This is a genomic window from Pseudomonas citronellolis (assembly GCF_001586155.1).
Lineage (GTDB): Bacteria > Pseudomonadota > Gammaproteobacteria > Pseudomonadales > Pseudomonadaceae > Pseudomonas > Pseudomonas citronellolis.
Genome location: NZ_CP014158.1, coordinates 5,582,011 through 5,601,934 on the forward strand (window position 1 = coordinate 5,582,011; position 19,924 = coordinate 5,601,934).

General features: G+C 68.1%; 13 protein-coding genes and 1 pseudogene. 6 read left to right on the forward strand and 8 right to left on the reverse strand.

What is annotated here, in order from left to right:
- The first annotated feature begins 50 nt into the window (after nucleotides 1–50).
- The 6 genes and pseudogenes from PcP3B5_RS24470 (at nucleotide 51) to PcP3B5_RS24495 (ending at nucleotide 8,051) form a co-directional block, all read left to right on the forward strand.
- A complete protein-coding gene (locus tag PcP3B5_RS24470) occupies nucleotides 51–704 on the forward strand; it encodes an alpha/beta hydrolase (RefSeq protein WP_058072566.1) in 654 nt (217 codons plus the stop codon).
- Nucleotides 705–883: 179 nt separating this feature from the next.
- Nucleotides 884–1,822, forward strand: coding sequence for a GGDEF domain-containing protein (locus PcP3B5_RS24475; RefSeq protein ID WP_009616115.1), 939 nt, complete (start codon nucleotides 884–886; stop codon nucleotides 1,820–1,822).
- 104 nt (nucleotides 1,823–1,926) lie between these two features.
- The gene (rhlB, locus tag PcP3B5_RS24480) at nucleotides 1,927–3,465 is read left to right on the forward strand and encodes an ATP-dependent RNA helicase RhlB (protein ID WP_009616114.1); all 1,539 of its coding nucleotides are present in this window, start codon (nucleotides 1,927–1,929) and stop codon (nucleotides 3,463–3,465) included.
- Between the two features lie 1,780 nt (nucleotides 3,466–5,245).
- A pseudogene (locus tag PcP3B5_RS32665) lies at nucleotides 5,246–5,752 on the forward strand (methyl-accepting chemotaxis protein); the annotation flags it as partial.
- A gap of 412 nt (nucleotides 5,753–6,164) precedes the next feature.
- Complete coding sequence (locus tag PcP3B5_RS24490; RefSeq protein ID WP_061562637.1) at nucleotides 6,165–7,307, forward strand: NAD(P)/FAD-dependent oxidoreductase; 1,143 nt, start codon at nucleotides 6,165–6,167, stop codon at nucleotides 7,305–7,307.
- A 513-nt stretch (nucleotides 7,308–7,820) separates the two neighbouring features.
- Nucleotides 7,821–8,051 (forward strand): hypothetical protein, encoded by a 231-nt coding sequence (locus tag PcP3B5_RS24495; RefSeq protein WP_009616111.1) that lies wholly within the window; start codon nucleotides 7,821–7,823, stop codon nucleotides 8,049–8,051.
- Nucleotides 8,052–8,382: 331 nt separating this feature from the next.
- Here the strand turns inward: PcP3B5_RS24495 and moaA are convergent, their stop codons facing one another.
- The 8 genes from moaA to PcP3B5_RS24535 form a co-directional block, all read right to left on the reverse strand.
- A complete protein-coding gene (gene moaA, locus PcP3B5_RS24500) occupies nucleotides 8,383–9,372 on the reverse strand; it encodes a GTP 3',8-cyclase MoaA (RefSeq protein WP_061562638.1) in 990 nt (329 codons plus the stop codon).
- A 100-nt stretch (nucleotides 9,373–9,472) separates the two neighbouring features.
- Nucleotides 9,473–10,291, reverse strand: a complete 819-nt coding sequence (locus PcP3B5_RS24505; protein ID WP_061562639.1) for a peptidylprolyl isomerase — start codon at nucleotides 10,289–10,291, stop codon at nucleotides 9,473–9,475.
- Nucleotides 10,292–10,356: 65 nt separating this feature from the next.
- Nucleotides 10,357–11,043 carry a respiratory nitrate reductase subunit gamma gene (gene narI, locus PcP3B5_RS24510; RefSeq protein WP_061562640.1) on the reverse strand — a complete coding sequence of 229 codons (687 nt, stop codon included), beginning with the start codon at nucleotides 11,041–11,043 and terminating at the stop codon, nucleotides 10,357–10,359.
- Between the two features lie 2 nt (nucleotides 11,044–11,045).
- Nucleotides 11,046–11,777, reverse strand: a complete 732-nt coding sequence (narJ, locus tag PcP3B5_RS24515) for a nitrate reductase molybdenum cofactor assembly chaperone (protein ID WP_141679736.1) — start codon at nucleotides 11,775–11,777, stop codon at nucleotides 11,046–11,048.
- Between the two features lie 17 nt (nucleotides 11,778–11,794).
- The gene (gene narH, locus PcP3B5_RS24520; RefSeq protein WP_043273090.1) at nucleotides 11,795–13,330 is read right to left on the reverse strand and encodes a nitrate reductase subunit beta; all 1,536 of its coding nucleotides are present in this window, start codon (nucleotides 13,328–13,330) and stop codon (nucleotides 11,795–11,797) included.
- Nucleotides 13,331–13,341: 11 nt separating this feature from the next.
- Nucleotides 13,342–17,121 (reverse strand): nitrate reductase subunit alpha, encoded by a 3,780-nt coding sequence (locus PcP3B5_RS24525; RefSeq protein WP_043273091.1) that lies wholly within the window; start codon nucleotides 17,119–17,121, stop codon nucleotides 13,342–13,344.
- A 63-nt stretch (nucleotides 17,122–17,184) separates the two neighbouring features.
- Nucleotides 17,185–18,591, reverse strand: coding sequence for a NarK family nitrate/nitrite MFS transporter (locus tag PcP3B5_RS24530; RefSeq protein WP_051879269.1), 1,407 nt, complete (start codon nucleotides 18,589–18,591; stop codon nucleotides 17,185–17,187).
- A 12-nt stretch (nucleotides 18,592–18,603) separates the two neighbouring features.
- A complete protein-coding gene (locus PcP3B5_RS24535) occupies nucleotides 18,604–19,905 on the reverse strand; it encodes a nitrate/nitrite transporter (RefSeq protein ID WP_009616103.1) in 1,302 nt (433 codons plus the stop codon).
- Nucleotides 19,906–19,924: the final 19 nt, after the last annotated feature.

The window sequence follows — 19,924 nt, forward strand, 5'->3', positions numbered from 1 at the left end:
TTCCGGTGTGCGCGCCTTTGCGGCGCACATGCCCCATCCTGGAGCCCCCGATGAGCCAACCCCTGCTACTCGAACCCACCCAGCCGGCCGACTCGTGCGTCATTTGGTTGCACGGCCTGGGCGCCGACCGTTACGACTTCGAACCGGTGGCGCGCATGCTACAGAAGGTCCTGCCGCGCACCCGCTTCATCCTGCCCCAGGCGCCTACCCGCCCGGTGACGGTGTTCAACGGCATGCCGGCGCCCAGCTGGTACGACATCAAGGCCATGGCGCCGGCCCGGGCCATCGACGAGGCGCAGCTGGACGCCTCGGCCGACGCGGTGATCGCGCTGATCGAGGGCCAACTGGCCGAGGGCATCGCGCAGCGGCGCATCGTCCTGGCCGGCTTCTCCCAGGGCGGCGCGGTGGTGCTGCACACCGGCTACCTGCGCTGGCCGGGCGAGCTGGGCGGGGTCATGGCGCTGTCCACCTATGGCCCGACCTTCGACGACGACCTGCAACTACCCGAGGCCAAGAAGCAGCAGCCGGCGCTGTGCCTGCACGGCACCTACGACGATGTGGTGGCGCCCGCCATGGGCCGCGCCGCCTACGACTTCCTCCAGCGGCAGGGCGTGGCCGTGCAGTGGCGCGACTACCCCATGGCCCACGAAGTCAGCAACCAGGAGATCGCCGACATCGCCGCCTGGCTGCGCGAGCGCCTGTGACGGCGCATTGCGGGCCTCTCGCGGGGTAGTCGTCAGGCTGGGCCGACCGCTGGTCGGTCCACCACGCCAGCGAATTGCCAGTACGCAAAAGTCATTAATACTGAAGTTCCCGAAGGACGAACCAGACTACGGAGAGTCGTCGTGCCCCTCAGCGGAACCTGTCGAAAGCCCCATCAGCCATGAAGCCGACACAGTGGCAGCAGGATATCCAGCAGTTGCGCCACCTGCGGCTGTTCCAGAACGTCGCCGGGACCGCCTTGCAGCGGCTGCTCAACGAATTCCGCGCGCTGGAGCTGGAGGCCGGCGAGGTCCTGCTTTCGCCCTTCAACCGCAACCACTTCCTCTACCTGGTGCTCGAAGGGCAGCTCAAGGTCTACCTCGGCTCCCTGGACAATTCCCCGGTGTCCACCCTGGGCAGCGGCGACTGCGCCGGGGAAATCAGCTTCATCGACCATGACCACCCGTCGGCCTACGTGGTGGCCACCGAGGCCACCCGCGTGCTGCGCCTGCACCGCGAGGCGCTGCTGAGCCTGTTCGAGCACTCCCCGCAATTGATGCAGAACCTGCTGGAGATGCTCTGCGCGCGGGTGCGCCAGGGCAACCGGATCATCCTCAACACCGAGCAGAACGCCAACATCGACACCCTCACCGGGCTGTTCAACCGGCGCTGGCTGGAGCACGTCTACGAGCGCGAGAGCACCCGCTGCGCGTTCAACGAGCAGCCGCTGGCGATGCTCATGCTGGATGTCGACCACTTCAAGGACTACAACGACCGCCACGGCCACCTGGCCGGCGACTACGCCCTCTGCCTGGTGGCCCATACCCTGCGCAGCCAGCTGCGGCCCAAGGACAGCATGGCGCGCTTCGGCGGCGAGGAATTCGTCATCCTGCTGCCGGAAGTGAGCCTGGACGAGGCCCGCGCCATCGGCGAGCGCCTGCGCATGAGCCTGGAGCAGATCGACTCCTTCTATTCCCCGCTGGGCGCCCTGCCCGGCGTCACCGTGTCCCTCGGCGTGGCCGAGATGCACCTGCAGGAGAGCCTGCAGGGCCTGCTGCGGCGCGCCGACGAGGCCCTGTACCGGGCCAAGCAGCACGGCCGCAACCGCCTCTGCGGCTGATCCACGGCAGGCTTTGGCCAACGCCCCCAACGCACGGATTTCGCCTGGCTGGCAACTTGCTTTACACTGGCGGCCGTTCAATCCTTAACCACTACGAGATCACCGTGCTCAAGGCACTCAAGAAAATCTTCGGCAAGGGCGAGGGCGAGCAGCCCGCCGCAACGCCCACCCCAGCCCCCTCCTCCCCCGCAGCCGCCAGCCAGGACGGCGAACAGCGCCCGCGCAAGCCGCGCGCTCCCCGCCCCGAAGGCGAACGCAACGACAAGCCGCCGCGCCCGCCCAAGGGCGACAAGCCGCGCGGCGAACGCCAGGACCGCGGCGGCGACCGCCCGGAGAAGGCCGAGCGCACCGACAAGCCGCCGCGCGAAAAAACCGAGAAGACCGAGCGCCCGCGCCGCGAGCGCAAGCCCAAGGCGCAGGTTGTGGACAACTGGAAGCTGGAAGACTTCGTGGTCGAGCCGGCCGAAGGCAAGACGCGCTTCCACGACTTCAACCTCGACCCGCGGCTGATGCACGCCATCCACGACCTCGGCTTCCCCTACTGCACGCCGATCCAGGCGCAGGTGCTGGGCTTCACCCTCAGGGGCCAGGACGCCATCGGCCGCGCCCAGACCGGCACCGGCAAGACCGCCGCCTTCCTCATCTCGATCATCACTCAGCTGCTGCAGACGCCGCCGCCCAAGGAACGCTACATGGGCGAGCCGCGCGCGCTGATCATCGCGCCGACCCGCGAGCTGGTGGTGCAGATCGCCAAGGACGCCGTGGGCCTGGCCAAGTACACCGGGCTGAACGTCATGAGCTTCGTCGGCGGCATGGACTTCGACAAGCAGCTCAAGACCCTCGAATCGCGCTACTGCGACATCCTCGTGGCCACCCCCGGCCGCCTGCTGGACTTCAACCAGCGCGGCGAGGTGCACCTGGACATGGTCGAGGTGATGGTGCTGGACGAGGCCGACCGCATGCTCGACATGGGCTTCATCCCCCAGGTCCGCCAGATCATCCGCCAGACCCCGTACAAGGGCGAGCGCCAGACCCTGCTGTTCTCCGCCACCTTCACCGACGACGTGATGAACCTGGCCAAGCAGTGGACCGTGGACCCGGCCATCGTCGAGATCGAGCCGGAGAACGTCGCCAGCGACACCGTCGAGCAACACGTCTACGCCGTGGCCGGCAGCGACAAGTACAAGCTGCTGTACAACCTGATCGCGCAGAACGACTGGACCCGCGTGATGGTCTTCGCCAACCGCAAGGACGAGGTCCGCCGTATCGAGGAACGCCTTACCAAGGACGGCATCAGCGCCGCGCAGATGTCCGGCGACGTGCCGCAGCACAAGCGCATCAAGGTCCTGGAAGGCTTCCGCGAAGGCAAGATCCGCGTGCTGGTGGCCACCGACGTGGCCGGCCGCGGCATCCACGTCGAAGCCATCAGCCACGTGATCAACTTCACCCTGCCGGAAGACCCGGACGACTACGTGCACCGCATCGGCCGTACCGGCCGCGCCGGCAGCACCGGCACCTCGATCAGCTTCGCCGGCGAGGACGACGCCTTCGCCCTGCCGCCGATCGAAGAGCTGCTGGGCCGCAAGATCACCTGCGAGATGCCGCCCGCCGAGCTGCTCAAGCCGGTGCCGCGCAAGCACTGATCCCCGCGCGAAACGGAAAAAGGCGAAGCCACGGGCTTCGCCTTTTTCGTTTCCGCCGGCGTTACGCCCGGTGACGCCAGGCGAGCGCGGTGACGCACCGGCGCGGTGCGCAACGCCCCATTCGTCCCGCCGGGTCCGCCGGGACGACGCCTCCCCTCTCCCCACCAAACAATGGCACCCGGCCATCGTCCTGCCTGGGCCCGGGGCTGATAGCCGAGCAGATAAACGAACGGCCTGATCGATTTTGTTTACGTTCGTAAATAAATTTGCACGCTTCTTGCAGAATTTTTTACGACGCCTTTCAGAACAAGCCTTCGGAATCCCGCCCATGCCCTTGCGCGCCAAGCTCGCCCTCAGTTTCCTGCTCATCGGCCTCATCCCGGTGCTGGTCATGGCCATGGTGGTCTATCACCAGGCCAGCCGCGCCCTCGAAGAACAGAGCCTGAACGCCCTGGAGGCGGTGGCCAGCATCAAGCAGCGGCAGCTGATGGACGCCTGGCAGGCGCGCCACGACCAGCTCAGCAGCCTGGCCGGCAACCTCGGCGCCAACTACGCGGGGCTGGAGAGCGAGGCGCTGGTCACCACCGCCAACTACGACCGCCCGGTATTCGAAAACTTCACCAAGACCTTCGGCTACCGCGAGCTGCGCCTGGTGGCCAGCGACGGCAGCGTGGTCTTCAGCCTGGGCCGCGGCGCCGACTACCAGCAGAACATGAACGCCGCGCAATGGCGCGATACGCCCTTCGGGCGCTTCGTCCGCGGCGCCCTGGGCAGCGGCAAGGCGAGCATCAGCGACCTGGAGCCGGCCCTGGACGACAAGCAACCGGTGCAATGGCTGGCCGCGCCGATCAAGGACCACGACAAGCTGCAGCTGCTGCTGGTGCTGGAACTGCCGCTGAAGGCGATCAACGACGTGATGCAGAGCCGCCAGGGCCTGGGCGAGGCCGGCGAGACCTACCTGGTGGGCGGCGACGGGCGCCTGCGTTCGGACTCGGCGCGTTTCGCCGACCATCGTGTGCGCCGCGCCGGCGACGCGCCCGCCGCCCTCCCCGGCCAGGCCAGCGAAAAGGCCCTGGCCGGCGAACAGGGACGCCTGACCGAGACCGGCCTGAGCGGCGCGACGGCGCTGAAGTCCTTCGTGCCGCTGAACCTCGACGGCCTGCACTGGGCGCTGGTGGCGGAAATGGACCAGGACCAGGCCTTCGCCCCGGTGCGCAAGCTGATGTGGCAGATGCTGGTGCTGGGCCTGCTGACCCTCGCCGGCGTGGCCGCCGGCACCTGGCTGGTCAGCCGCAGCGTGATGCGCCCGCTGGGCGGCGAACCGGCGAGCATGGCGGCCCTGGCCCAGCGCCTGGCCAACGGCGAGCTGAAGCTGGCCGGCGGCGCCGATGCCGGCAGCGGCCTGATGCAGGCCCTGCACGAGATGGCCGCGGCCTGGCGCCAGGTGGTCGAGCGCCTGCGCCAGGCCAGCGAGGCGGTGGGCGACGCCAGCGGCGACATCCTCGACGCCGCCGGACGCACCAGCAGCCACCTGGACCAGCAGCAGGAAGCCCTGGAGATGGTGGTCAGCGCCGTCGACCAGATGGCCGCCACCGTGCAGGAAATCGCCGGCAGCGCCAGCCGCAGCGCCGACGGCAGCGCGGCCGCGCGCGAGGCCTTCGTCACCATGCAGGGCACCCTGCAGCGCATGATCGGCCGCCAGGACCAGCTGCTCGCCGGCCTGCGCGACGCCGACCGGGTGGTGCAGGCCCTGGCCGGCGACAGCCAGCAGATCAACTCGGTGCTGGAGGTGATCCGCTCGATCGCCGAGCAGACCAACCTGCTGGCCCTGAACGCCGCCATCGAAGCCGCCCGCGCCGGCGACGCCGGCCGCGGCTTCGCCGTGGTGGCCGACGAAGTGCGCAGCCTGGCCCAGCGCACCCGCAGCGCCACCGACGAGATCGTCACCATAGTCGGCACCCTCGGCGACTCCTCCACCCAGGCCCAGGCCAGCATGGGCGGCGCCAGCGAACAGGCGCGCACCCTGGAGCACGACACCCAGGCGGTGCTGGACTCCCTCGGCGCCCTCGACGAATCCCTGCAGGGCGTGCACGCCATGGCTTTCCAGATCGCCGCGGCGGCCGAACAGCAGGCGGCCACCACCCAGGAAGTGAACCAGCACATGCACCGCCTGAGCGACATGACTGCGGAGAACCGCAAGACCGCCGCGCACACCCGCGACTGCGGCGAGCACTTGCGCAAGGTGGCCGGGAGCCAGGAGGCGTTGGTGGCGCAGTTTCAGCTCTAGCACTCACCGGAAACGTCGGCGGCTTGGTTCAACGCCTTTCCCTCTCCCTAACCCTCTCCCTGAAGGGAGAGGGGACCGTTGGGCAGACGCTGGTGCTCTGGAGTTAGCCGGCAACGCCGAAAGCTGCCGGATGAAACCTAGCCGTCTCTCGGCACGGACTGCCCCCTCTCCCTTCAGGGAGAGGGCTGGGGAGAGGGAGCGGACTCAACCCGAAATACAGCCGCCGCCGGCAAACACCATTCGCGAGCAAGCTCGCTCCTACAGGCTGACGCCGCCCTTCCCCGCCAGAGCCCTCCCTCCTTGCCGCCCCCACCCCCAAAATTCCAGAATGGAAAAATCATCCATCCCGGAGCCCCGGCATGCCCATCACCCTTCCCTCGCCCGCTGCCACCCGCCTGACGCAGAGACGCCCATGACCGAGGTCGACTTCCTGATCATCGGCGCCGGTATCGCCGGCGCTTCCACCGGTTACTTCCTCGCGCCCCACGGCAAGGTCGCCGTGCTCGAGCGCGAATCCCACGCCGGCTACCACTCCACCGGCCGCTCGGCGGCGCTGTATACCGTGGCCTACGGCACGCCCCAGGTACGCGCCCTGACCGCCGCCAGCCGGGCCTTCTTCGACGCCCCGCCGGAGGGCTTCGCCGAGCACCCGATCCTCAGCCCGCGCGGCGAGTTGATCGTGGACTTCGCCGGCGACGCCGAGGAACTGCGCCGCCAGTTCGACAGCGCCCGCGCCAATGTGCCGGAGATGCGCCTGCTGGACGCCGACGAGGCCTGCGCCATGGTCCCGGTGCTGCGCCGCGACAAGGTCCACGGCGCGCTGTACGACCCCAGCGCCGCCGACATCGACACCGACGCCCTGCTGCAGGGCTACCTGCGCGGCATCCGCCGCAACGGCGGCAGCGTGCAGTTCGACAGCGAGGTGCTCGCCGCGGCCTACGTCGATGGCCAGTGGGAAGTACGCACGGGCCAGCAGAGCTACCGCGCCCCCGTGCTGGTCAACGCCGCCGGCGCCTGGTGCGACAAGCTGGCCGAACTCGCCGGCGTCGCCCCGCTGGGCCTGCAGCCCAAGCGCCGCGCGGCCTTTCTCTTCGCTCCGGGCGAAGGCGTGGACAGCCACGCCTGGCCGGTGCTGGTGAGCCTGGACGAGTCCTTCTACTTCAAACCCGACGCCGGCCTGCTGCTCGGCTCCCCGGCCAACGCCGACGCGGTGGAGCCCCACGACGTGCAGCCCGAGGAACTGGACATCGCCCTGGGCATCCACCGCATCGAGGAGCACACCACGCTCAGCATCCGCCGCCCCAGCCACACCTGGGCCGGGTTGCGCTCGTTCTTCGCCGATGGCGAGCTGGTGTCCGGCTACGATCCGCAGGCGCCCGGTTTCTACTGGGTGGCCGGCCAGGGCGGCTATGGCATCCAGACCTCGGCGGCCATGGGCCAGGCCAGCGCTGCGCTGATCCGTGCCGACGAGTTGCCCGAGGTGCTGGTGCGCCATGGGCTGAGTGCGGACGGGTTGGCTCCGGCGCGGCTCAAGCCAAGGTCAAACGGCGGATAACCGCGAACGGTTATCCGCCCTACGCCGCACCAGCCGTGGCATTCCCCTGCACGCGATTCGCGGGCAGGGCCCGCTCCTACAGGTTGACGCCGAACTTCCCGCCGACGCCGAACGGCTCCCTCTCCCTCTGGGAGAGGGCTGGGGTGAGGGCAACGGAGCCAGCCCGCCCCCTCCGTCCCCCCCTCCCCATTGTAGGAGCGCGCCCTGCGCGCGATTTCGCGGGCAGGGCCCGCTACAGGGTGACGCCGAACTTCTCGCCGACGCCGAGCGGCCCCCTCTCCCTCTGGGAGAGGGCTGGGGTGAGGGAGCGGAGCCTGCCTGGCACACACAGCCACCGGCAAGCACCGTAGGCGGGCACGCAAAGACAGCCCTTCCACGTAGTCATGCTCGCGCACACCGGACGTTTCCCACCGTCCGGCGCGCCCATCCCGAATGGCCCGCCTGCGCGGTGGCCGGGAGAATGCGGGTCGGCCCATCCCGGGCCGATCCCTTTCCTGCTTGCGAGAAACAGCCATGAACGATCTGAAAGTACTCAACGAAAACGAAATCGACCAGGTAGCCGGCGGCTTCCTCTTCGGCATGCTGGGCGACCTGTTCGGCACTTCCGGCTCGCAGTCCGGCGGCCTGCTGGGCGGCGTGTTCAACGTGCTGCAGAACCTGCCGATCGTCGGTGGCCTGTTCGGCCTGGTCAACAGCATCTTCGGCGGCCTGTTCGGCGGCGGCTCCTCCAGCAACCCGCGCTGAACGCCAGGCGACGGATAACGTCGCCGCACTCTCTTTCGCCCCGGGCGGACTACCCCCTACGAGGGATGTCAGTGCCCCGGCGCTGGCCTAGTCTGACTTGCAACGACAGCCATATGGAGGGACCGCCAGACGAGATGATCTGCCTTTCCAACCACGGTTATCCAGCGCAGACATGCGCCCAGGCCCCAGCGAACCGCTCATTTCGCCGGGGCCTTTTCTTTGCGGGACGGAAAAGCACGACCGTAGGATGGGTTGAGCTTGCGATACCCATCGGGACGGGGTGATGGGTATCGCTTCGCTCAACCCATCCTACGAAGGGGCGTTCTTTAGATCAGCCGCCGCTGAGGTTCATGAAGCGCAGCACCTGCACATCGCCGCCGGTGTTGAACTCGTGGCGGGCGGGCTTGCGTTGCAGGGCAGCGTGCAGGGCGTCGAGGATCGGCGCGTCGTCCAGCGGGTAGCGGCGCAGCAGGCCGCGCAGGTCCACGGAGTGCTCGTGGCCCAGGCACAGCAGCAGGCGGCCTTCGGCGGTCAGGCGCAGGCGGTTGCAGGTGGCGCAGAAGTTGTGCGAGTGCGGCGAGATGAAGCCGATGCGCGTGCGCGGGTGTTGCGCCAGGCGCACGTAGCGCGCCGGGCCGCCGCTGTGCTCGGCGCTGTCCAGCAGTTCGAAGCGCTCGGCGATCAGCGCGCGCACTTCGTCGCTGGAGCAGAAGCTCTCCTCGCGGTCGCGGCCGACCTGGCCCAGGGGCATTTCCTCGATGAAGCTGATGTCCAGTTCGTTGGCGATGGCGTAGTCCACCAGCGCCGGCACCTCGTCGGCGTTGCGCCCCTTCATCACCACGCAGTTGAGCTTGATCCCGGAAAAGCCCACCTCCCGCGCCGCGTCTATGCCGCGCAGCACCTGGTCGAGGCGGCCGGTGCGGGTGATGGCCTGGAAGCGTTGCGGGTCCAGGGTGTCGAGGCTGATGTTCAGGCGCGTCAGGCCCGCGGCGCGCAGGTCGCCGGCCAGGCGGACGAGTTGCGAGCCGTTGCTGGTCATGCACAGTTCGCGCAGGCCGGGCAGCGCGGCCAGGCGTTCGCACAGGCCGACGATGCCGGGGCGCACCAGCGGCTCGCCGCCGGTGAGGCGCAGCTTGCGCACGCCGCGTTCGACGAACAGCCGGGCGACGCGCTCGATCTCTTCCAGGGTCAGCACCTGCTGGCGTGGCAGGAAGCGCATGTTCTCGGCCATGCAGTAGACGCAGCGGAAGTCGCAGCGGTCGGTCACCGACAGACGCAGGTAGTCGATCTTGCGGCCCTGGCCGTCGATCCAGTCGGACATGTGGGTGCTCCGGTTGATGCGTTGGCGAAGGCGGACGATCCGGCCCTCTCCCCAACCCTCTCCCTGAAGGAAGAGGGGGCTGTCCAGTGCGGCGCCTGCCTCACTGCACCAGCGGCGAGTCCGCGGCGTCGAAGGCGAAGCCCTCGATGTGCGCCTCGCCGGCCAGCACGGCGATGTACTGGCTGACCGCGCGCTGCAGCACCTGGGCGCGCAGGTAGGCGGCGATGCGCGGGCGGGCTTCGGCGAAGGGCAACGGTTCGCCGCCTTCGCGCGCCAGCAGTTCGACCACGTGCAGGCCGTAGCGGCTTTCCAGGGGCTGGGCCAGCAGGCCGGGGGTTTCCCGCAGCAGGCGTTTCTCGAATTCGGGCACGGTCTGGCCCGGCTCGATCCAGCCCAGGTCGCCGCCTTCGTTCTTCGACGGGCAGGCGGAGAAGCGCATGGCCTTTTCGGTGAAGCGCTCGGGGTGTTGGCGCAGCTCTTCCAGCAGGCTCAGGGCCTGTTCGCGGGCCTTGGCGCGGCCTTCCAGGTCGTCCGGGGCGCAGGCCAGCAGGATGTGCCGCAGGCTCATGCGCCAGGGGCTGGTCAGGCGACCGGGGTTGGTTTCATACCATTGCCGGCAGCTGGCTTCGTCAGCCTCGGGTGTCCCGACGTCACGGTCGACCAGGGCACGGATGCGGGCTTCCTCGGGCGCCTCGCCCTCCTCCGCCTCGGCGCTGATGCCCAGCGCGTCGGCGCGCTGCAGCAGCAGCTGGCGCACCACCAGCGCGCGGCAGGCGGCGTGCAGCGCCTCGGCGTGGCTGGTGGCCGGGTGGTACTGGAGTTCGCGGGCCAGTTCGTCGGCGTCGATGGCGATGCCGTTGACCGCCAGCTTCGGCAGCTCGACGTGTTCGACGCGGTTTTCGTAGTGGGAGCAGCTCATGGGGTTCACCTTCGGGCGGCGGATAACCGCGAACGGTTATCCGCCCAGTGGGTTGGCGCGATGGATCAGGCCGCGCGGCTCTTCTGGCGGACCACCTGGTAGCGGCGGCCCAGGTACCACACCGGGGCGCTGACGATGTGCACCAGGCGGGTGAAGGGGAAGAGCACGAACAGCGTCAGGCCGAGCATCACGTGCAGCTTGTAGACCAGCGACACCGGGGCGATGGCCTCGGCCGCGGCCAGCGGCTGCAGGGTGACCACCGACTGCGCCCAGTCGGCCAGCATGACCATCACAGAGCCGTCCAGGTGGTGGGTGGAGGCGACGATGGTGGACAGGCCGAGGATCAGCTGGGCGTAGAGCACCAGCAGGATCATCAGGTCCGAGGCGTTGCCGGTGGCGCGCACCCGGGCGTCGGTCAGGCGGCGCAGGATCAGCCCGGTCAGGCCGATGAAGCAGAGCACGCCGAAGAAGCCGCCGGAGACCATGGCCAACAGCTGCTTGTGCTCGGTGCTGATCAGGTGCTCGTAGACCGCGTGCGGCGTCAGCAGGCCGACGAAGTGGCCGGCGAGGATGAACAGCACGCCCACGTGGAACAGGTTGCTGTACACGCGCATGCCTCTCTTGCTCAGCATCTGGCTGGAGCCGGCCTTCCAGGTGTATTGCGACAGGTCGAAGCGCGCCCAGCTGCCCACCAGGCAGATGAACAGGGCGACGTAGGGGTAGACCCCGAACAGCAGGGTATTGAACGACATGATCAGGCTCCTTGGCTGGCCACCCGGCGCGGCGGCACCGGCTGGGCGACCCATTGCAGGGGTTGTTCGAGGGCGCTGGAGGGCTGCCGCGGGTTCGACGGGCAGCCGGCGGCGGGTTCGCCGAAGCTCACCTGGGTTTCCTCCCAGGCCTTGTCCAGCGCCTCCAGGCTGTCGTCGCGAGCCTCCTGCTCGCAGTCGCGGTGCAGCCCGGCCAGGTCCGGGCGCTCGCCGGAGAGTTCCAGCAGGCCGTGGAACACCGCCGCGTAGGCGCTGCCGCGCTCGTCCAGGCGCGTCGCCAGCAGGGCGAGGATGTGCGCCACCTCGGCCAGGCCGACGCGCGCGCCCTCGGCGTCCTGCAGGGCGAGGAACTCCAGGTACAGCGGCAGGTAGTCCGGCAACTCGTTGACGTGGATGGCCAGGCCCGCGGCGTTGTAGCGGTGCAGCAGGTCGACCATGGCCTGGCCGCGGTCGCGGCTCTCGCCGTGGACGTGCTCGAAGAGCAGCAGCGAGACCGAGCGGCCGCGTTCGAACAGGCCGTCGTAGCGCGCCTGCACGTCCAGCAGGTCGCCCTGGCAGAGTTCGTTGAGCAGCGCGGCGAGGCCGTCGCGCTGCGCTTCGGGCAGGTCGCTGGTGCGGATCAGCGCGTGCAGCGCCAGGCTTTCCTCGCGCACTTCCGGGCGCGGGTAGTCCAGCAGCAGCGCGCAGAGCTTGAGCAGTTGGCTGTGGCTTTCCAGGGAGATAGTCATGGCCTTCACTCCTGGATCTGCACGGTCTGGATGACGTTGCGGCGGTCCACCGGCTTGCCGCCGAACAGGTTCACGCCGGAGTTGCCCGAGCAGCCGCTGCCGAAGCTGAAGCCGCAGCCCGAGCGCTCGGCGAAGGCGTCGGAAAGCGCCTCCTCGCGGTGCGCGGTGGGGATGACGAAGCGGTCCTCGTAGTTGGCGATGGCCAGGTAGCGGTACATCTCTTCCACCTGTTGCACCGACAGCCCTACCTTGGCCAGCACGTCCAGGTCCTGCTTGCCTTCCACCTGCTCGGCGCGCTTGTAGGCGCGCATCGCCAACAGGCGCTTGAGGGCGCGCAGCACCGGCGCGGTGTCGCCGGCGGTGAGCAGGTTGGCCAGGTACTGCACGGGGATGCGCAGCGATTCGACGTCCGGGATCACCCCGTCGCTGCCGATGTGGCCCTCGGCGGCGGCGTTCTGGATCGGCGACAGCGGCGGCACGTACCAGACCATCGGCAGCGTGCGGTATTCCGGGTGCAGCGGCAGGGCCAGCTGCCAGTCCATGGCCAGCTTGTACACCGGCGACTTCTGCGCCGACTCGATGACGCTGTCCGGCACGCCGTCCTTGCGCGCCTGCTCGATCACTTTCGGGTCGAACGGGTCGAGGAAGATTTCCAGCTGCTTCTGGTACAGCTCGCGCTCGTCGGCGCAGCTGGCCACTTCATGGATGCGGTCGGCGTCGTAGAGCAGCACGCCGAGGTAGCGGATGCGCCCCACGCAGGTCTCCGAGCACACGGTGGGCTGGCCGGCCTCGATGCGCGGGTAGCAGAAGATGCACTTCTCGGACTTGCCGCTCTTCCAGTTGAAGTAGATTTTCTTGTACGGGCAGCCGCTGATGCACATGCGCCAGCCGCGGCACTTGTCCTGGTCGATGAGGACGATGCCGTCCTCTTCGCGCTTGTAGATCGCCCCGCTCGGGCAGGACGCCACGCATGCCGGGTTCAGACAGTGCTCGCACAGGCGCGGCAGGTACATCATGAAGGTGTTCTCGTACTCACCGTAGATGTCCGCCTGGACCTGGTCGAAGTTCTTGTCCTTGCGCCGCTTGGCGAACTCGGTGCCGAGGATTTCCTCCCAGTTCGGGCCCCATTCGATCTTCTGCATGCGCTGCCCGCTGATCAGCGAGCGCGGCCGCGCCACCGGCTGGTGCTGCGCCTTGGGCGCGGTATGCAGGTGCTGGTAGTCGAAGTCGAAGGGTTCGTAGTAGTCGTCGATCTCCGGCAGGTCGGGGTTGGCGAAGATGTTCGCCAGCACCCGGAACTTGCCGCCGATGCGCGGGACGATGGAGCCGTCGGCGTTGCGCACCCAGCCGCCCTTCCACTTCTGCTGGTTCTCCCACTCCTTCGGGTAGCCGATGCCGGGCTTGGTCTCGACGTTGTTGAACCAGGCGTATTCCATGCCTTCGCGGCTGGTCCAGACGTTCTTGCAGGTGATGGAGCAGGTGTGGCAGCCGATGCATTTGTCGAGGTTCAGCACCATGCCGACTTGCGAACGAATTTTCATGGCGTCTCTCCTCAAATGTCCCGGGGCAGCGGCTGCGGCAGGGCGTCGCCGCCCAGGCCGCCATGTTCCGGCTCGTCGAGCCAGTCGACCTTGTTCATCTTGCGCACCACCACGAACTCGTCGCGGTTGCAGCCCACGGTGCCGTAGTAGTTGAAGCCCCAGGCCTGCTGGGCGTAGCCGCCGATCATGTGGGTGGGCTTGAGCACCACGCGGGTCACCGAGTTGTGGTGGCCGCCGCGGGTCTTGGTGGTCTCGCTGCCGGGCACGTTCACGATGCGTTCCTGGGCGTGGTACATCAGCACCATGCCGTCCTTCACCCGCTGGCTGACCACCGCGCGGCAGGTGGCGGCGCCGTTGGCGTTGAAGACTTCGACCCAGTCGTTGTCCTCGATGCCGGCGCGCTTGGCGTCATGCTCGCTGAGCCAGATGATCGGCCCGCCGCGCGACAGGGTGAGCATCAGCAGGTTGTCGCTGTAGGTGGAGTGGATGCCCCATTTCTGGTGCGGGGTGATCCAGTTCAGGGTGATCTCCGGGTTGCCGTTGGGCTTCTTGTTGAACAGCTTGTCGGTGCTGCGGGTGTTGACCGGCGGCCGGTAGCTGACGAAGCCTTCGCCGAAGGCCTGCATCCACGGGTGGTCCTGGTAGAACTGCTGGCGGCCGGTGATGGTGCGCCACGGGATCAGTTCGTGGACGTTGGTGTAGCAGGCGTTGTAGCTCACGTGCTCGTCTTCCAGGCCCGACCAGGTGGGGCTGGAGATGATCTTGCGCGGCTGCGCCTGGATGTCGCGGAAGCGGATCTTCTCCTCTTCCTTGGGCAGCGCCAGGTGCTCGTGCTCGCGCCCGGTGATCTTGGCCAGCGCGTTCCACGCCTTGACCGCCACCTGGCCGTTGGTTTCCGGGGCCAGGGCGAGGATCACCTCGGCGGCGTCGATGGCGCTCTCGATGCGCGGCCGGCCCTGGCTGACGCCCGGCTCCAGCACGCGGTGGTTGAGATCGCCCACCAGCTTGACTTCCTTCTCGGTGTTCCAGCCGATGCCCTTGCCGCCGTTGCCCAGCTTGTCCAGCAGCGGGCCGAGGGAGGTGAACTTCTTGTAGGTGTTCGGGTAGTCGCGCTCGACCACATGCAGGGTGGGCATGGTTTTGCCCGGCAGCGCTTCGCACTCGCCTTTCTTCCAGTCACTGCCGCCGAAGGGCTGGGCCAGTTCGTTGGCGGTGTCGTGCAGCAGCGGCACGGTGACCAGGTCCTGCTCCACACCCAGGTGGCCGACGGCGACCTCGGAGAACTTCTTCGCGATGGCCTTGTAGATTTCCCAGTCGCTCTTGGCCTCCCACGCCGGGTCGATGGCGGCCGACAGCGGGTGGATGAAGGGGTGCATGTCGGAGGTGTTGAGGTCGTCCTTTTCGTACCAGGTGGCCGTCGGCAGGACGATGTCCGAGTACATGCAGGTGGAGGACATGCGGAAGTCCAGGGTGGTGACCAGGTCGACCTTGCCTTCGGCGCCCTGCTCCACCCAGTCCACCTCGGTGGGACGCGGGCCGCCGGCCTTGCCGAGGTCCTCATTCATCACGCCGTTCTTGGCGCCCAGCAGGTACTTGAGCATGTACTCGTGGCCCTTGCCCGAGCTGCCCAGCAGATTGGAACGCCAGATGAACATGTTGCGCGGGAAGTTCTGCGCGTCGTCCGGCTTCTCGCTGGCGAAGCGCAGGTTGCCGGCCTTGAGCTCGCGCACCACGTAGTCCTGCACCGGCAGCCCGGCGCGTTCGGCGTCGGCGGCGATGCGCAGCGGGTTGCGGTCCAGCTGCGGCGCGGAGGGCAGCCAGCCCATGCGCTCGGCGCGGATGTTGTAGTCCACCGCGTGCTCGGGGAACTGCTTGCTGTCGGCCAGGGGCGAGAGCACTTCGTGCATCGACAGCTTTTCATGGCGCCACTGCGAGCTGTGCAGGTAGAAGAAGCTGGTGCCGTTCATCTGCCGCGGCGGGCGGCTCCAGTCGGTGCCGAAGGCCAGCGGTACCCAGCCGGTCTGCGGGCGCAGCTTCTCCTGGCCGACGTAGTGGGCCCAGCCGCCGCCGCTCTGGCCGATGCAGCCGCACATCATCAGCATGTTGATGACCGCGCGGTAGTTCATGTCCATGTGGTACCAGTGGTTCATCGCCGCGCCGATGATGACCATGGCCTTGCCGTGGGTCTTGTCGGCGCTGTCGGCGAACTCGCGGGCCACCTGGATGGCGCGGGCGGCCGGCACGCCGGTGATGCGTTCCTGCCAGGCCGGGGTGTAGGGGGTGTCGGCGTCGTCGAAGCCGCGGGCCACGTTGGCGCCGCCCAGGCCGCGGTCGACGCTGTAGTTGGCCATCTGCAGGTCGTAGACGGTGGCCACGCGCAGGGTCTTGCCGTCGGCGCCCTGGATGTCGCGGAAGGGCACGCGGCGCAGCAGCACCTCGTCGTTGTCCACGCCCTTGAAGTGCGGGTGCAGCTGGCCGGCGAAGTACGGGAAGCCCACCTCGCAGGCGTGCTCCGGGCCGTCGATCAGGCTCAGGCTCAGGCGCGTCTCGCGGCCCTGGCCGCCTTCCTTCTCCTCGATGTTCCACTTGCCCGACTCGCCCCAGCGGTAACCGATGGCGCCGGTGGGCGAGACCAGCTCGCCGCTGCTTTCATCGAAGGCGATGGTCTTCCACTCGGGGTTGTTGTCCTGGCCCAGCTGGCCGTCGAGGTCGGCGGCGCGCAGGTAGCGGGTCGGCTTGAAGGCGCCCTCGCCATGCGGCTCCAGCAGCACCAGCATGGGCATGTCGGTGTACTGCCGGCAGTAGTCGACGAAGTAGGCGCGCGGCTTGTCGAGGTGGAATTCCTTGAGGATGACGTGACCGAAGGCCATGCCCAGCGCGGCGTCGGTGCCCTGCTTGGGGTTGAGCCAGAGGTCGGTGAGCTTGGCCACCTCGGAGTAGTCCGGGGTCACGGACACGGTCTTGGTGCCCTTGTAGCGCACCTCGGTGAAGAAGTGCGCGTCGGGGGTCCGCGTCTGCGGCACGTTGGAGCCCCAGGCGATGATGTAGCTGGAGTTGTACCAGTCGGCCGACTCCGGCACGTCGGTCTGCTCGCCCCAGATCTGCGGGCTGGCCGGCGGCAGGTCGCAGTACCAGTCGTAGAAGCTCAGGCACACCCCGCCGATCAGCGACAGGTAGCGGGCGCCGGCGGCGTAGCTGACCATGGACATGGCCGGGATCGGCGAGAAGCCGATGACGCGGTCGGGGCCGTAGGTCTTCACGGTGTAGACGTTGGCCGCGGCGATGATCTCGGTGACCTCGTCCCAGCTGGAGCGCACGAAGCCGCCCAGGCCGCGCTCGCTCTTGTAGCTTTTCGCCTTGGCGGCGTCCTCGACGATGCTCGCCCAGGCGTCCACCGCGTCCTTGTGCGCGGCGCGCGCCTCGCGCCACAGCTTGAGCAGCGGCTTGCGCACCTTGGGGTACTTCAGGCGGTTGGCGCTGTAGATGTACCAGGAGTAGCTGGCCCCGCGCGGGCAACCGCGCGGCTCGTGGTTGGGCAGGTCCGGGCGGGTGCGCGGGTAGTCGGTCTGCTGGGTTTCCCAGGTGATCAGGCCGTTCTTCACGTAGATCTTCCAGGAGCAGGAACCGGTGCAGTTCACCCCGTGGGTGGAGCGCACGATCTTGTCGTGCTGCCAGCGCTGGCGGTAGCCGTTCTCCCAGGCGCGGCTCTCGTTGGAGACCTCGCCATGGCCGTCGGCGAATTCGCCCTGTTTCTTCTTGAAGAACTGCAGGCGGTCGAGCAGGTAACTCATCTGTATCTCCTCACCCGGTCTACGCCGGGCGTTCAAACGCTAATCAGGCTCGCGAAACGGGGCTCAGCAGGGGCTTTCCGCACCCTTGCGCGCATACCACCACCAGGTCGCGACTATGCAGCTGAGGTAGTAGGCGACGAACACGTAGAGGGCGCCCTCGGCGCTGCCGGTCATGTGCAGCGAAGTGCCGAAGGCCTTGGGGATGAAGAAGCCGCCGAAGGCGCCGATGGCGGCGGAGAAGCCGATCACCGCGGCCGACTCCATGCTGGCGTTCCGGGCCGCCTCGGCCTCGCTGTAGCCGCCGCGCTTGAAGCGCGCGGCCCATTCGTTGCGGAAGATCACCGGGATCATGCGGAAGGTGGAGCCGTTGCCGATGCCGGCGAAGAAGAACAGGCCGATGAAGGCGCCGAGGAAGCCGAAGAAGCTGCCCGCGCCACCGTCGCCGGGGAGGAAGGCGATCACCGCGAACACCCCGGCGATCATCGCCGCGTAGTTCCACAGGGTGATGCGCGCGCCGCCGAACTTGTCCGCCAGCCAGCCGCCCAGGGGTCGGCTCAGGGCGCCCACCAGCGGGCCAAGGAAGGCGTACTGCAGCGGGTTGATGTCCGGGAACTGGGTCTTGCTGAGCATGGCGAAGCCGGCCGAGAAGCCGATGAAGCTGCCGAAGGTGGCCACGTACAGCCAGCACATCAGCCAGTTGTGCTTGCGCTTGAAGATCACCGACTGCTCGCTGAACGAGGCCTTGGCGTCGGCGATGTCGTTCATCCCGAACCAGGCGGCGACGGCCACCACGGCGATGAACGGCACCCAGATCCAGCCGGCGTTCTGCAGCCACAGGCGGCCGCCGTCGGAAAGCTGCTGCGGCTCGCCGCCGAAGCTGCCGAACAGGCCGCCGGCCACCGCCAGGGGCACGGCGAACTGCATCACCGAGACGCCCAGGTTGCCCAGCCCGGCGTTCAGGCCCAGGGCCGTGCCCTGCTGGCTCTTGGGATAGAAGAAGCTGATGTTGGACATGCTGGAGGCGAAGTTGCCGCCGCCGAAGCCGCACAGCAGGGCGATGGTGGCGAACACCCAGTAGGGCGTCTGCGGATCCTGCACGGCGAAGCCCAGCCAGATGCACGGGATCAGCAGCGAGGCGGTGGACAGCGCGGTCCAGCGGCGACCGCCGAACACCGGCACCATGAAGGAGTAGAACACCCGCAGGGTGGCGCCGGAGATCGACGGCAGCGCGGCCAGCATGAACAGCTGGTCGTTGCTGAAGGCGAAGCCCACGGCGTTCAGGCGCACGGTGACGGTGCTCCAGATCATCCACACGGAGAAGGCCAGCAGCAGAGCCGGGATGGAGATCCACAGGTTGCGCGTGGCGATGCGCTTGCCGGACTGCGCCCAGAACTGCGAGTCCTCGGGGCGCCAGTCGACCAGCAGGGGCCCCCGCGCGGCTTTGAGTTGGGAATTGGCGATCATGCCCATGTCGGCACTCCGTCAGGATTGGCTGGAAGTCAGAGGGGAAAGGTCGACGTCGGCCGTCTGGGCCCGGCCGTCGAGGCGGCGCTGCTGCTTGATCGCGTAGTGCATCCAGACCATGCAGACGATGGTCAGGCCGAACAGCAGCATGAAGCAGGAGGAACGCACGCCGATGTGGTCGGCGGCGTAGCCGAACAGGATGGGCAGGCAGAAGCCGCCGAGGCCGCCGATGACGCCGACCATGCCGCCGACGGTGCCCATGTTCTGCGGGTAGTAGTCGTGGATGATGCGGTACACGCTGGCCTTGCCGAAGCCCTGGGCGATGCCGACCACGAACACCAGGAAGGTGAACAGCCAGACGTTCAGGCCCACGCCCAGGCTGAGGTCGCCCTGGATGCCGTGGATGGTCATGGTGGTCTGCGGGTAGGACAGGAAGAACAGGCACACCAGGCATACCCAGAACACGCCCCAGTTCACCGCGCGGGCGCCGTAGCTGTCGCTGAACCAGCCGCCCAGGGCGCGGATCAGGCCCGACGGCAGGGTGAACAGCATGGTGATGAAGGACGCGGTCTTAAGGTCCAGGCCGTACTCGGCGATGTAGTACTTGGGCAGCCACAGGGCCAGGGCGACGAAGCCGCCGAAGACGAAGAAGTAGTACAGGCCGAAGCGCCACACCCGCAGCTCGGCCAGCGGCGCCAACTGCTTGGCCAGGGTCGGCCGGGCGCGGCTGGCGTCGGCCTCGCCGCCCTTGGCGTGGGCCGGGTCGTTCCAGGTGCAGAACCAGAACAGCGCCGCGGTCACCAGCATGGCCACCGAGTACACCTGCGGCACCATGCGCCAGCCGAAGGCGACCACGATCAGCGGCGCCACCAGGTTGGTGATGGCTGCGCCCGCGTTGCCGGCGCCGAAGATGCCCATGGCGGTGCCCTGGCGCTCCTTCTCGAACCAGGCCGAGGTGTAGGCGATGCCCACCGCGAAGGAGCCGCCGGCCAGGCCGACGAACAGGCCCAGCACCAGGTACTGCCAGTACTGCGTGGCGAAGGCCAGGCCGTAGATGGGGATGGCCACCAGCAGCATGTGGATGAAGAACACGATGCGCCCGCCGAAGCGGTCGGTGATCAACCCCAGGGGCAGGCGCACCAGCGAGCCGGTGAGGATCGGCAGCGCCACCAGCAGGCCGAACTGCGCCTCGGACAGGCCCAGTTCCGCCTTGATGCGGATACCGATGATCGAGAACATCGTCCAGACCGCGAAATTCACGGCGAACGCCAGTGTGCTCATGCCGAGCACGGAGTACTGTTTCTGTCGATGCGATGCCATGGCCAACACTCATTCGTCG

What these genes read in the sequence shown, in the direction of transcription:
- PcP3B5_RS24470 (WP_058072566.1), top strand. Translation starts at nt 51, where the DNA reads ATGAGCCAACCCCTGCTACTCGAACCCACCCAGCCGGCCGACTCGTGC.
- PcP3B5_RS24525 (WP_043273091.1), bottom strand. Translation starts at nt 17,121, where the DNA reads ATGAGTTACCTGCTCGACCGCCTGCAGTTCTTCAAGAAGAAACAGGGC.
- PcP3B5_RS24495 (WP_009616111.1), top strand. Translation starts at nt 7,821, where the DNA reads ATGAACGATCTGAAAGTACTCAACGAAAACGAAATCGACCAGGTAGCC.
- narI (WP_061562640.1), bottom strand. Translation starts at nt 11,043, where the DNA reads ATGTCGTTCAATACCCTGCTGTTCGGGGTCTACCCCTACGTCGCCCTG.
- PcP3B5_RS24535 (WP_009616103.1), bottom strand. Translation starts at nt 19,905, where the DNA reads ATGGCATCGCATCGACAGAAACAGTACTCCGTGCTCGGCATGAGCACA.
- moaA (WP_061562638.1), bottom strand. Translation starts at nt 9,372, where the DNA reads ATGTCCGACTGGATCGACGGCCAGGGCCGCAAGATCGACTACCTGCGT.
- PcP3B5_RS24490 (WP_061562637.1), top strand. Translation starts at nt 6,165, where the DNA reads ATGACCGAGGTCGACTTCCTGATCATCGGCGCCGGTATCGCCGGCGCT.
- PcP3B5_RS24475 (WP_009616115.1), top strand. Translation starts at nt 884, where the DNA reads ATGAAGCCGACACAGTGGCAGCAGGATATCCAGCAGTTGCGCCACCTG.
- PcP3B5_RS24505 (WP_061562639.1), bottom strand. Translation starts at nt 10,291, where the DNA reads ATGAGCTGCTCCCACTACGAAAACCGCGTCGAACACGTCGAGCTGCCG.
- PcP3B5_RS24530 (WP_051879269.1), bottom strand. Translation starts at nt 18,591, where the DNA reads ATGGGCATGATCGCCAATTCCCAACTCAAAGCCGCGCGGGGGCCCCTG.
- narH (WP_043273090.1), bottom strand. Translation starts at nt 13,330, where the DNA reads ATGAAAATTCGTTCGCAAGTCGGCATGGTGCTGAACCTCGACAAATGC.